Source organism: Sinomonas sp. ASV486 (assembly GCF_030908215.1).
Taxonomy (GTDB): domain Bacteria; phylum Actinomycetota; class Actinomycetes; order Actinomycetales; family Micrococcaceae; genus Sinomonas; species Sinomonas puerhi.
The window spans coordinates 104,605-117,144 of the sequence record NZ_JAVFJK010000003.1 but is presented as its reverse complement, the minus strand read 5'-3'; the positions used below and the strand labels follow the sequence as shown (position 1 = coordinate 117,144).

Here is a 12,540-nt window from a genome sequence, read left to right as displayed (position 1 = left end):
CCCGTCAGTCCTGGGCGAGGATCGCATACAGACGACGGCGTGCCTCGTCGAGCACCGCCACGGCCCGCTCCACCTGCTCCGGCGACCCGGTACGCCCCACTTGGGCGGCGGCCTGAGCGAGCTCGACACCGGCCCTCGGAAGCGCCGCGAACCCGGTGCCGGATGCCGCACCTGTCGACGCCCATGGCGCAGACGATTCGGCGCGCGCAGCGTCGTCCCGACCTGCCTCCGTCAGCGAGTAGATCCTTCGGCCGCCGGACTCCTCGGCGCTGATGAGCCCCTCATCTGCCAGCAGCTGCAGCGTGGGGTAGACGGAGCCGGCGCTCGGCTTCCAGCCGCCACTGCTGCGCTCCTCGATCTCACGGATGATCTGATAGCCATGCATCGGCTGTTCCGCAAGGAGGGCCAGCACCGCCGACCGCACCTCGCCTTGCCCTGCGCGGGTGCCTGAGCGCTTCTCAAACCGTGAACGCAGCTCCTCGACGGCTTGGAAGATCCCATCGATACGGGGGGCGCCAAATTTACCCGCCGGGAATGAATTGCGCATTCTGCTCTCCTGGAGTGAATCGAGAACGATAGGTCTTGACGGTAGCGCCGCAGTCTGGCCAAGTCCACGGCCGCCGAAGGTTCTGGGAAAGCCATGGTGGCGTGGCTAGTGTGGGGCCATGTCTGACTTCGTGTACTTCGTGGGAAGCAGCCTGGACGGCTACATCGCGCAGGACAACGGTGGCCTCGACTGGCTCACCGCCTTCGATTCCGTCGAGGGCCTCGGGGCGTCCTACAAGGCGTTCGAGGCAGGGGTCGGATGCATCGCGATGGGCGGCGGAACGTATGAGTGGATTCGCGCACACGTACCCGGCCAATGGCCCTACAAGGTGCCATGCTGGGTCTTCACCCACCACGAGCTCGGTGTGGACGACGGCGCTGACGTGGTCCTCGTGCGCGGCGATGTCGACACCTTCGCGGAAGAGCTGCGCCGTGACGCGGGGGAGAAGGACGTGTACATCGCGGGCGGAGGATCGCTCGCGGGGCAGTTCCTCGCCGCGGGGCTCATTGACCGCATCGTGCTCACGATCGTCCCGGTCGCGCTCGGCGGCGGCGTCCCGGTGCTGGGCGGAAACCCGCTGGGTGTCCCCTCGGAGTTCACACTCGAGGGCCTCACTGAACGCGATGGCACCGTGGAGCTGCGCTACCGGAGGAGCATGCCGCCGCCCGCGCCGGGCGACTGACCGGGTCAACGCGCCCCGATGCGGACGGGCATCACCCCCGGCCGGACCCTCATCAGCCGGCGCGGGATCCCGCCGGGTTGTCCCGCACGAGGTTCGTGATGCGGGCCGTGCACACGCGGTGCCCCTCTTCGTCGGTGATGACGATCTCATGGGTCGCGATGGTCCGCCCGAGGTGCAGGGCGGTGCACGTTCCGCGCACTCGGCCCAGGGCCGCGGGGCGGTGGTGGGTCGCGTTGAGGTCAACGCCCACCGCATGGCGGCCCGGGCCGGCATGGACCCACGCGGCGAAGGAGCCGAGCGTCTCCGCGAGGACTGCGCTCGCGCCGCCATGGAGGATGCCTGCCACCTGCGTATTCCCTGCCACCGGCATGGTCGCGACCGCGCGTGCGGCGGAGAGTTCCTCGAAGACGATGCCCAGCTTGACCACGAGGGCCCCGACGCCGTGCGCGGCCAGAAGCGGTCTCAGCCCGACCGGGATCCCCGCCGCTTCGAGCTCCGCAGCGACCGCGGGATCGACCGGATTTCCGGGCGGATCGGCGGACGGACGGGCATCGGAGGCCGCTGCGGGCCGAATGAAATTGTCATGCATGGCCACTAGGCTGGCACCTGTGACTGAAACCAGCCAAACCCTCGCCGCACCCGCCACCTCCATCTCGGGGGGAGCCAGCGGGGGAGAGCGGCCGAGGCTGCTGGTCCTCGACGGGCACTCGATGGCCTTCCGGGCCTTCTTCGCACTCCCTGCTGAGAGCTTCGTCAATGCGGCGGGGCAGCACACGAACGCGGTCCACGGCTTCACGTCGATGCTCATCAACCTCGTGCGCGACCAGAAGCCCACCCACATCGCGGTCGCCTTCGATGTCAGCGACGAGACGACGCACCGCAAGGCCGAATACAGCGAGTACAAGGAAGGCCGCAACGCGACGCCGCCCGAGTTCGCCGGGCAGATCGGCTACATCAAGCGGGTCATGGACGCCTTGGGCATCCGCACGATGGAGCTGCCCGGCCACGAGGCCGACGATATCCTCGCCACCCTCGCGGCCCAGGGGTCGGCTGCGGGCTACGAGGTCCTCCTCGTCTCGGGAGACCGGGACACGTTCCAGCTCGTCAATGACAACGTGTTCGTGCTCTACCCGCGCAAGGGCGTGAGCGACATCCCGCGCATGGACGCCGCCGCGATCGAGGAGAAGTACTTCGTTCCGCCCGCACGGTATCCGGATCTGGCGGCGCTCGTCGGCGAAAGCGCCGACAACCTCCCGGGCGTCCCCGGAGTCGGCCCCAAGACCGCGGCCAAATGGATCACCCAGTACGACGGTCTCGAGGGCGTTCTCGCCCACGCCAGCGAGATCAAGGGCAAGGCGGGGGAGAGCCTCCGGGACAACATGGAGTCCGTCCAGCGCAACCGCCGGCTCAACCGGCTCCTCACCGATCTCGAACTGCCGGTCGCTCTCGACGAGCTCGCGGATCCGCGGCCCGAGCGCACTGCCGTGGAGTCGCTCTTCGACGAGCTCGAGTTCAAAGCCCTCCGGACGCGCGTCTATGACATCTTCGACACCGAAGGCCCTGAGGGGGTCGAGGACTCCTTCCACGTTCCGCCGCACACCGTCGCGGCGGACGACGGCGCGCTGGTCGCCGCGCTCGAGGCCCTCGCCGCGGGCGCGGGTGAGGCACCCGTGGCGGTCGCCGTCCGCACCGACGGGGGCAGCCCCCGGCCGGCAGCAGAGTCGATTGCACTCGCGACGGCGGAATCGGCGGTTGTGGTGCCCGTCGAGGCCGGGGTTCCCGCACCGCTGCGAGCGTGGCTCGCAGACGCATCAGTGCCCAAGGCCATGGCCGAGTTCAAGGAGGCAGCCAAGGCCCTGCGCGGTCTGGGTGCGGAGGTCGCGGGCCTCATGGACGACGTCTCGATTTCGGGCTACCTCGCAGAACCGGACCGGCGCTCCTACGCGCTGGCCGATCTCGCGCAGCACCACCTGGGCATCGAGCTCGCTGCCGGCGGTCAGCAGACGGGCCAGCTCGCGCTTAACCTGGCCGGCGCGGAAGCCGCGGCCGCGGCGCTCGCCCGGGAGGCCGCCGTCGTGCGCGCCCTCCACGATACGCTCGTCCCGCAGCTCGAGCAGTTCGGCGCGACCGCTCTCCTGCGGGAGATGGAGCTACCGCTCTCCCGGGTCCTGCTGGACATGGAGTGGGCGGGCATCACCGTCGATGAGAAGCAGATCGATGGACTCCTGGACGAGCTCGGTGCGACGAGCGAGCAGGCGGCCGCGGCCGCCTACGGGGCCATCGGGCACGAGGTCAACCTCGGCTCGCCCAAGCAGCTCCAGACGGTCCTCTTCGAAGAACTCGAGCTTCCCAAGACCAAGAAGATCAAGACCGGGTACACGACCGACGCCGCCTCGCTCAAGGAGCTCCTGGACAGGACCGGGCACCCGTTCCTCGAAGCGCTCATGGCCCACCGTGAGTCGAGCAAGCTGAGGCAGATGGTCGAGACGCTCAAGAAGGCCGTCACGAAGGACGGGCGCATCCACACGACCTACGCGCAGACCATCGCCGCGACCGGGCGGCTCTCCTCCAACAACCCCAACCTCCAGAACATCCCCATCCGATCCGAGGAGGGGCGCCGCGTGCGCGACGTGTTCGTTGCCGGCGAGGGATACGAGTCGCTGCTCTCGGCCGACTACTCGCAGATCGAGATGCGCATCATGGCTCACCTCTCCGGCGACGAAGGACTCATCGACGCGTACCGCGCAGGTGAGGACCTGCACCGGTTCGTGGGCTCGCGCATCTTCCACGTCGAGCCGGCGGACGTGACGAGCGAGATGCGGTCCAAGGTCAAGGCGATGTCCTACGGACTGGCGTACGGGCTCTCATCCTTCGGCCTGTCCAAGCAGCTGGAGATCTCGGTCGACGAGGCGAGGACCCTCATGAAGGACTACTTCGACCGGTTCGGTGCGGTGCGGGACTACCTCCGTGGCGTCGTCGAGCAGGCCCGGCAGGACGGCTACACCCAGACGATCTTCGGTCGCCGCCGGTACCTGCCCGATCTCACGAGCCCGAACCGGGCGCACCGCGAGCTGGCCGAGCGCATCGCCCTCAACTCGCCGATCCAGGGATCGGCCGCGGATATCATCAAGCGGGCCATGATCGGCGTTGAGGGCCAGCTCCGCGAGCGTGGGATCGGGTCGCGGCTGCTGCTCCAGATCCACGACGAGCTCGTGGTCGAGGTGGCTCCCGGCGAAGAGGCCACCGTGCGGGAGATCGTCGAGGCCGAGATGGGAGGCGCCGCCGAGCTGAGCGTTCCGCTCGACGTCCAGATCGGCGTCGGTCGGACGTGGAACGAGGCCGGCCACTGATGACCGTGCAGCCTGGATCGTCTCCCGCAGACGCCTACGAGATCCGTCGGTTCCGCGCAGCGCCGGCCACGGCGCCGGACTTCGGCGTGACCGAGCAGTGGATCCGCGCCGTCAACTATGGCTTCTACGAGAAGGCCATCGGCGAGGAGCATCTCGCGAAGATCGCCCAGGCCTACCTCGATGACGACCGCGAGCTGACCGGCGCCTATGAGACCCTGGCGTCGGGGTCGCCGGCGTTTGGCCACGAGCGGCCGGTGGCCACCTTCGGCACGCTGCGCGAGACGCTCAATGTCGGCCACGGCCAGTTGGTCCAGGCCCACCTCGTCACGGCGGTCACAGTGCGCTCTGATCATCGTCGGCGCGGACTCCTGCGCCGCCTCATGGGGGAGGACCTCGCGCGCGCGAAGGCCGACGGCGTTGCGATCGCGGCCCTGACGGCTTCGGAGGCGTCGATCTATCGACGGTTCGGCTATGGGGTTGCGACACGGGAGCGCAGGATCACGGTGACGACGGGACCCCAGTTCCGACTGGCCGTCCCCACGAGTGGCCGGGTCATCGCGGCGGAGCCGTCCGCCATGCTTGACCTTGCGCCGAAGATCTTCGCTCGGGCCCATCGGGCCACTCCCGGCTCGGTGGACCGTCAGGAGCGGTACCGGCTCCGAGCGGCAGGCCAGTGGGACCACGAGACGGGCGGCACCGATGCGGCGCTCCGCGTCGCCGTGCACCTCGACGACGATGGCACGGCCGACGGCTACGCGGCGTATTCGTTCAGGGGCTGGGACCACGAGCCCGCGACCGTCAGCATCCGCGATCTCGTCGCAGCGACACCAGAGGCCTATCTGGGCCTGTGGGACTATCTCGGCTCGCTCGATCTCATCCGCAGCGTGGAGTGGGACGAGGCCCCCGTTGAAGACCCGCTCGCGTGGGCGCTCGTGGATCCACGGGCTATCCGCCTCGGCGTCGACACCGACATGCTGTGGCTTCGGATCCTCGATGTCGAGGCAGCGCTCGGCGCCCGCCACTTCGCGCACGACGGCGAGCTCGTGCTCCGCGTCGAGGACCCCCTCGGCTTCACGACCGGCACATACCGGCTCGCTGTGTCCGCGGGGAGGAGCCATATTGAGCGTCTGGCGGACGACGACACCACGCCCGGGGACCTCGCCCTGGACATTGCGGAGCTTTCCTCCGTCTATGTGGGCGGCGTGAGCCCTGTGACCTTGGCCGAAGCGGGGCGGATCCGTGCGGGCAGGTCTGGGGGTTCTGCCCGCCTCGTCACGGAAGCCTCGCTCACGTTCGCGCGGATGTTCGCCGTCGAACGCCCCGCCCATTGCTCCACGCACTTCTGACGCAGCGCCGCGACTTCACCATCCGTTCACCGGACCGTTCTTGGGCGCGGTAAATTGGAAGGGACGGAGGCTGGCGCGCTCCCGGTAGTTGGCGCCAGCGGCCGTACACTCCCCAGCACCCTTCCCCAGCACCTCCTCGGAGTCTCCTTGCCCACGCGCCGCAGCGTCCTCGTTGCTTTCTCTGCTCTTGCCCTCGGCGGATGCTCGGCACCCGCGCCGTCCGGCTCCGCCTCTCCGGTGGCAGCTTCGGCAGCCCCCGTCGCCGATGATGCTGCTGCTGATACCGCGGTTGACGTCGTCACAACTCCTCCGACTGTTCCGGCACATGCTTCCCCGACTCCGCCTCGTCCGACGCTTGAGCAGGTCCAGGCGCGGTTCGGTGGGCGGGCGCCGAAGACTTGGGGACTCGACGTCCCCGGCGTCGCGACCCGCTCGGGCGCGGGCACAGTCGCGCTGACCTTCGACGCCTGCGGTGGCACAGGCGGCAACGGCGTGGACGGATGGCTCATCTCGGCCCTCAGGAAGAACAAGGTTCCCGCGACGCTGTTCCTGAATGCCCGCTGGATTGCCGCCAACCCCGGGACGAGCGCGGAGCTCGCAGCAGACCCGCTCTTCGAGCTCGCCGACCATGGCACCGCCCACCGACCGCTGTCCGTGAATGGGCGCAGCGCGTATGGCATCGCGGGCACGGCGTCCCTTGCAGCGGTGTATGAGGAGCTCGTCTCGAACCGGGCGCACCTCGAAGCACTCGTCCCCAAGCCGGGGCGGTGGTACAGGCCCGGAACCGCCTACTACGATGAGGTGTCCGCGGAGGTGACGCGCGCCGTCGGCCTTGTTCCGGTGAATTTCTCCGTCAATGGCGACGGCGGTGCGACGTTCTCTGCCTCCCAGGTGGTGACGGCGGTGGGCGCGGTGGGCCCAGGGGATATCGTGATCAGCCACATGAACCGGCCGGGGTCCGGGACGGCTCCCGGCTATGAGGCGGTCCTGCCGCGATTGCTGGACAGAGGAGTCACGTTCGCTACGCTGTCGAAGGCCGGCCTCGCCTTGGCGTGATGCCGCCCCAGCTTTTGACCCGCATTGCGCGCGCCGATTAGACTGGACGGGCGCGTATTGCGCGCGACAAGCACAGTTAGACAATCACCTCTTCGGTCTGTTCACGAGTGCGGCCTGTGCCGCGCCCCTGGTCCGGCCGACTGACCAACTATCCACATCGGAGCCCCTACTACATGACCATCACCTCCACGACGACGTCTACCACGCCGCAGGTCGCCATCAACGACATCGGCACGCCCGAGGAGTTCCTCGCGGCCGTCGATGCCACCATCAAGTACTTCAACGACGGCGATCTCGTTGAGGGCACTGTTGTCAAGGTTGACCGCGACGAGGTCCTGCTTGACATCGGCTACAAGACGGAGGGTGTCATCCCCTCCCGTGAGCTGTCCATCAAGCACGACGTCGACCCGAGCGACGTTGTCGCCGTCGGCGACCAGGTCGAAGCCCTCGTCCTCACCAAGGAGGACAAGGAAGGGCGCCTGATCCTCTCCAAGAAGCGTGCCCAGTACGAGCGCGCGTGGGGCGACATCGAGAAGATCAAGGAGGAGGACGGCGTCGTCACCGGCACCGTCATCGAGGTGGTCAAGGGTGGCCTCATCCTCGACATCGGCCTCCGCGGCTTCCTGCCGGCCTCGCTGGTCGAGATGCGCCGCGTCCGCGATCTTGCGCCGTACATCGGCCAGAAGATCGAGGCCAAGATCATCGAGCTCGACAAGAACCGCAACAACGTGGTCCTGTCCCGCCGTGCATGGCTCGAGCAGACCCAGTCCGAGGTCCGCTCGTCCTTCCTCAACAAGCTCGAGAAGGGCCAGGTCCGCACGGGCGTCGTCTCCTCGATCGTCAACTTCGGTGCGTTCGTTGACCTCGGCGGCGTCGACGGCCTCGTGCACGTCTCGGAGCTGTCCTGGAAGCACATCGACCACCCGTCCGAGGTTGTCGAGGTGGGCCAGGAGGTCACCGTCGAGGTTCTCGAGGTCGATCTCGACCGCGAGCGTGTTTCCCTCTCGCTCAAGGCGACGCAGGAAGACCCGTGGCAGACCTTCGCCCGGACGCACGCCCTGGGCCAGGTTGTTCCGGGCAAGGTCACGAAGCTCGTTCCGTTCGGCGCGTTCGTCCGCGTCGAGGACGGCATCGAGGGCCTCGTGCACATCTCCGAGCTGGCTGTCCGCCACGTGGACCTCGCCGAGCAGGTTGTCTCGGTGGGTGACGAGCTCTTCGTCAAGGTCATCGACATCGACCTCGAGCGTCGCCGGATCTCCCTGTCGCTCAAGCAGGCCAACGAGGGCGTGGACCCGGACTCGACCGAGTTCGACCCGGCGCTCTACGGCATGGCTGCCGAGTACGACGAGGAGGGCAACTACAAGTACCCGGAGGGCTTCGACCCGGAGTCCAACGAGTGGCTTGAGGGCTACGAGACGCAGCGCGCCGCGTGGGAGCAGCAGTACGCCGACGCCCAGACCCGCTGGGAGGCGCACAAGAAGCAGGTTGCGCAGCACCTCTCGGACGACGCGGCCGCCGCGTCGGGCCACCACGAGTCGTCGGCGCCGACCACGTACTCCTCGGAGGCTCCGGCAGCCGAGCACGGCACTCTCGCCTCGGACGAGGCGCTTGCTGCGCTTCGTGAGAAGCTGACCGGCAACTGATCCCGCTCGCGGCCGCCTAGGCCGCGGGATCGACACCGTCATCAAGGGCGGGTCCTGCTATGGCAGGGCCCGCCCTTGACGTGCATCTCAACCCCGCTGTGCGTGACGGCCTTGTCGAGCATTGCAGCCTTGCCGCGTGGTCAGCCAGCTGCGCATTGCCTGCAGCCCGTACTCGAGACGGTATTTCAGGCGTTTTCGGGTCCTTTGCCCCTTCTCCGGCGCGGCCGTGCTTCCTAATCTGGCCAGTGGAGGCGGGTTACACCCCAGCACCCGCCTCCGCCTATCGTGCCGGGAGGACCTCCATGGACGCTGTAGTGGTGTATGCGTCGCAGTTCGGCAACACACGGCAGATCGCCGAGGCGATCGGGCGCGGCCTGGGTCCGGACGCGCGTGTTCTCGAGGCCGACGGGTTTTCGCCTGCGCAGCTGAGCCCGGGCTCGCTGCTTGTCGTGGGCAGCCCGATTGTCGGGTGGAAGCCCCTCGAGGGCCTGGGCGTCTGGCTGGATGGACTGGTCCCCGGAGTGCTCGACGGCGTGCGCACGGCCGCTTTCGACACCCGCGTCAAGCTATTCATCCATGGAGACGCGGCGAAGAAGATTGAGCAGGCGCTCGAGAAGGCGGGCGCTGAGCGCGCAGCCGACCCGACGTGGTACTACGTGGCAGGGAGCGAGGGGCCGCTGCTTGACGGCGAGATTGAGCGCGCAGAGGCGTGGGGGAGAGAGCTCGCGGCTGCCTGACGTGCGGCGACATTGACGGCCGTCTCGAACTGGCGGCCGAGCCAGGCACTGAACTCGTCTTCGCTCCATCCGCGGCCCAGGACGAGGGCGAGGTAGTGTGCCGGATCGTTCAGGAGCCAGAGTGCGTCGGTGGCGCGTTCGGCGGTCGGGGTGCCCACGGCCCACCGGCCGGCCTCGATGTCCTCGAGCCGTGCGATGACCATCGCCGCTCCCCGCCTGCGGTTGTCGACGGTTGCCCGCCAGAGGTCCCGCGTATCCTCCCCAACGTCGGCTGCGCGTCGCGCTGCCTCGAACAGCAGTGCCGCCCGGGAGCCGATGACCGTGCACACGTGCGCGTAGGCGGCGAAGAGCTCTTCCCGATCCCGTGCCTCAACCACGGGCCGGAACCAGGGCCGCTGCGCTACGGGGACCGGGTCGTCGTCCCCCGCCAAGGCCTCATCGAGCGCCTCCTTGAGCAGCGCGCACTTGGATCCGAAGACCGTGGTGACGGTTGGCCGGGCGACGCCGGCCGATTCTGCGATCTGGGCCAATGATGTCGCAGCATAGCCCGCGGCGCGGAAGTGCTCGGCCGCGGCGGTGAGTACTGCGCGGCGCGTCTGACGCGCAGCCTCCTCGCGCCGCGGTGAGACGTAGGAGCGGGTCTCGTTTCCTCCCTTGACGCTTGCCATAGGTCGACCTTACCGTGGTCTTATTCAAAACACATCGTCTAATGAATATCTCTCAGACGTTCAATTGACCGGTGTAAGACCAGGGGAAGCGATGGAAGCCGCGATGCAGACAGCCCAGAAGACCGAAGCAGCACAGAACACTGAGGGAGCCCAGAAGACCGAAGCAGCACAGGACACCGGATCAGTGCCGGAGAGGGCGCACGGCGCTCGGGTCCTTGCGGCGAGCGAGGGTCAGGCGTATTGGTTCCTCGGATCGAAAGTCATCGTCAAGGCCTCAGGCGAGCAGACCCGGAACCGTCTCACGGTCCTCGACTTCGTCAACCCGCCGGGATTTGCGCCCCCTGTGCACCGGCATCTGGTCGAGGACGAGTGCTTCTATGTCATCTCGGGCTGGGCCACCTTCGTGGTGGACGGGCAGAGGCTCCCCGCCGGCCCCGGTGACTTCGTATACCTCCCCGTGGGGAGCACGCACACGTTCATCGTGGGCGACGACGCGCCGCTGCACACGCTTCAGATCACCGTTCCCGCGGGTTTCGAGGAGTTCACAGCCGAGGCTGGCGAGCCGGTCACGGGCGACACGCCTCCCGACACTCCGCTCGACCCTGTGGCGCTGACCGCGGCGGCGGCGCGCCATCAGATCGAGATCCTCGGTCCGCCGCCGGTCCACTAGTGCGCCTATAAGAGCTCCCAAACCCTGTGGCCCCGGCACCGAGTCCCAGCCTCGGTGGCGGGGTCGCGGTGTTCCGAAGGGCGACCGGGCCGGTTGGCGAAAGGGGACTCGCTGTCAGGAAACATCGACCCACGAAGTGCCGAGCGGCACCGCCCGAGTGGCACCGCCAGTCAGGCTTGCCAGACGCGCTGCAAATGCCGCTGCGCGGGCATCCGAGTCCTCGAGCGCGATCCTGAGCGTTGCGCCGCTCGGCCCGTGGTCCGTTCCGAGCACGACCACACCAGAGGTTCGCAGCTCGTTCTCGAGGCGTGGTGCTGCAGCGTGCGGTGCCTCGATCCCTAGAAGCCGGAGGCGCTGGCGCCGAACGAGCAGCGCGGAGTCGAGTCCGGCGGACACCGATTCCGAGTAAGCCCTGACGAGTCCGCCGGCGCCCAGAAGGATTCCCCCGAAGTACCTCACGACGACGGCGACGACGTCGCTCAGATCCGTCACGCCGTCGTGCGTCTCCCGTTTGGTGAGGGCATCCAGCATCGGGATGCCGGCGGTTCCCGCGGGCTCACCGTCATCGCTGCTGCGCTGGATGGTGCGATCTGGGCCGAGGACGAACGCGCTGCAGTGGTGGCGCGCGTCATGGAACTCGCGCCTGAGGTCGGCGATCAGTGCGCGCGCTCCCTCTTCGGCGTCAACCCGCGCCAAGACCGTGATGAACCGCGAGCGCTTGATCTCGAGCTCATGGCGGCTTGCGCCGGCGACGGTCGTGTACGCCGTGGCACGGCTCGGGGTCTCGGTCACTGTCCCCAGTCTAGGAGGTTGCTCGATTACGCTGGACAGGTGCTGAGTATCGGGCTGACGGGCGGGATCGCGTCGGGGAAATCGGAAGTGTCACGGCGGTTGGCCGAGCGAGGCGCCGTCATCGTAGATGCGGACCTGCTCGCTCGCGAGGCCGTCGATGCAGGCTCGGACGGGCTTGCCGAGGTTGTCTCTGCGTTCGGGCAGGGCGTGCTGACGGCTGACGGCGCGCTCGACCGTGCGGCGCTCGGCGCCATTGTCTTCGCGGATCCGGCAAGGAGGGAGACGCTCAACGCCATTGTCCATCCGCGGGTGCGCGCCCGTGCCGCCCAGATCGCCGCCGCGGCGGTCGCTGCAGATCGGCAGGCCGTGATCGTCCAGGACATTCCCCTCCTTGTCGAGACGGGACAGGCGGGCAACTTCGACGTCGTCGTGGTGGTGGATGCGCCCGATGACGTGCGGGTCGCCAGGCTGCTGGCACGCAACGGCATGTCCGAGGCGGAGGCCCGCTCCCGGATTGCCGCCCAGGCTACTCGTGAAGAGCGCCTTGCCGCTGCGGACCACGTCATTGCCAACACTGGATCGCTGGCGGCGCTGCGCGACGCTGTGGACAGGCTCTGGGATGACGTTCTGGCCCCCGCGGCAGCCAAGCAGGGGACGTGACGGCGCTGCCGCCCGAGGCCCGCTCGCCTCGCGAGCCCGAGGGCCCGAGGCGCAAGCATCTTGAGGGCGCCAATCTGGGGGGAGTCCGCGCTCTCGCCTGGTCCGGTGCGGTGCTCATGGCCGTTGCTGCGATCGTCTGGTTGGCCCTCGGTGGCCGCAGCGAGGCGATGGCCGGCCACGATGCGGGGTGGAAGGGCGTGGTCGCCGGCACCGCGTTCGGGCTCGCATGGGTCGTGTGGTTCGCCGCCGGCGTCTGGTTCCTCGTGCTGATGTCCGGTTCGGTCATGAACAGGCTCGACGACTCGTACCTGACGCGGACGCCACTGCGGCGTCGGAAGAAGTAGCGCGGCCGGAAGAAGTAGTCAGCCCTCCGCGATCGCGCGGAGAAG

At 68.3% G+C, this 12,540-nt stretch carries 13 protein-coding genes; 9 read left to right on the top strand and 4 right to left on the bottom strand.

Annotation, left to right across the window (positions count from 1 at the left end; translation table 11 throughout):
• Positions 1-4: 4 nt before the first annotated feature.
• Positions 5-547: a PadR family transcriptional regulator gene (locus tag RBS60_RS05320; RefSeq protein WP_307956500.1), complete on the bottom strand. Its 543-nt coding sequence runs from the start codon at positions 545-547 to the stop codon at positions 5-7.
• A gap of 118 nt (positions 548-665) precedes the next feature.
• Here RBS60_RS05320 and RBS60_RS05315 point away from each other — a divergent pair, with 118 nt between their 5' ends.
• Positions 666-1,229 carry a dihydrofolate reductase family protein gene (locus tag RBS60_RS05315; protein ID WP_307956499.1) on the top strand — a complete coding sequence of 188 codons (564 nt, stop codon included), beginning with the start codon at positions 666-668 and terminating at the stop codon, positions 1,227-1,229.
• A 52-nt stretch (positions 1,230-1,281) separates the two neighbouring features.
• On the opposite strand, the gene RBS60_RS05310 is transcribed toward RBS60_RS05315, so the two are convergent.
• The gene (locus RBS60_RS05310) at positions 1,282-1,818 is read right to left on the bottom strand and encodes a hotdog fold thioesterase (protein WP_307956498.1); all 537 of its coding nucleotides are present in this window, start codon (positions 1,816-1,818) and stop codon (positions 1,282-1,284) included.
• A gap of 121 nt (positions 1,819-1,939) precedes the next feature.
• Here RBS60_RS05310 and polA point away from each other — a divergent pair, with 121 nt between their 5' ends.
• From polA to RBS60_RS05285, 5 genes are all read left to right on the top strand, one after another.
• Positions 1,940-4,579 (top strand): DNA polymerase I, encoded by a 2,640-nt coding sequence (gene polA, locus RBS60_RS05305; protein WP_374049242.1) that lies wholly within the window; start codon positions 1,940-1,942, stop codon positions 4,577-4,579.
• Entirely contained in the window at positions 4,579-5,925 is a 1,347-nt protein-coding gene (locus RBS60_RS05300; protein WP_307956496.1) for a GNAT family N-acetyltransferase, read from the top strand. The genes polA and RBS60_RS05300 overlap by 1 nt, the downstream gene beginning before the upstream one ends.
• Positions 5,926-6,072: 147 nt before the next feature.
• Entirely contained in the window at positions 6,073-6,981 is a 909-nt protein-coding gene (locus tag RBS60_RS05295; RefSeq protein ID WP_307956495.1) for a polysaccharide deacetylase family protein, read from the top strand.
• Positions 6,982-7,154: 173 nt separating this feature from the next.
• Complete coding sequence (gene rpsA / locus RBS60_RS05290) at positions 7,155-8,624, top strand: 30S ribosomal protein S1 (RefSeq protein ID WP_307956494.1); 1,470 nt, start codon at positions 7,155-7,157, stop codon at positions 8,622-8,624.
• A gap of 302 nt (positions 8,625-8,926) precedes the next feature.
• On the top strand, positions 8,927-9,361 hold the full coding sequence (locus tag RBS60_RS05285; RefSeq protein WP_307956493.1) for a flavodoxin domain-containing protein: 435 nt from the start codon (positions 8,927-8,929) through the stop codon (positions 9,359-9,361).
• Here RBS60_RS05285 and RBS60_RS05280 read toward each other — a convergent pair.
• Complete coding sequence (locus RBS60_RS05280) at positions 9,277-10,029, bottom strand: helix-turn-helix domain-containing protein (protein WP_307956492.1); 753 nt, start codon at positions 10,027-10,029, stop codon at positions 9,277-9,279. The genes RBS60_RS05285 and RBS60_RS05280 overlap by 85 nt on opposite strands.
• A gap of 103 nt (positions 10,030-10,132) precedes the next feature.
• Here RBS60_RS05280 and RBS60_RS05275 point away from each other — a divergent pair, with 103 nt between their 5' ends.
• On the top strand, positions 10,133-10,699 hold the full coding sequence (locus tag RBS60_RS05275; RefSeq protein ID WP_307956491.1) for a cupin domain-containing protein: 567 nt from the start codon (positions 10,133-10,135) through the stop codon (positions 10,697-10,699).
• Positions 10,700-10,813: 114 nt separating this feature from the next.
• On the opposite strand, the gene RBS60_RS05270 is transcribed toward RBS60_RS05275, so the two are convergent.
• A complete protein-coding gene (locus tag RBS60_RS05270; RefSeq protein ID WP_307956490.1) occupies positions 10,814-11,491 on the bottom strand; it encodes a YigZ family protein in 678 nt (225 codons plus the stop codon).
• Positions 11,492-11,509: 18 nt separating this feature from the next.
• On the opposite strand from RBS60_RS05270, the gene coaE reads away from it, so the two are divergent.
• Both coaE and RBS60_RS05260 read left to right on the top strand, forming a co-directional pair.
• Positions 11,510-12,151: a dephospho-CoA kinase gene (gene coaE, locus RBS60_RS05265; protein ID WP_307956489.1), complete on the top strand. Its 642-nt coding sequence runs from the start codon at positions 11,510-11,512 to the stop codon at positions 12,149-12,151.
• Complete coding sequence (locus tag RBS60_RS05260) at positions 12,148-12,495, top strand: hypothetical protein (RefSeq protein ID WP_307956488.1); 348 nt, start codon at positions 12,148-12,150, stop codon at positions 12,493-12,495. The genes coaE and RBS60_RS05260 overlap by 4 nt, the downstream gene beginning before the upstream one ends.
• The last annotated feature ends 45 nt before the right edge of the window (positions 12,496-12,540 follow it).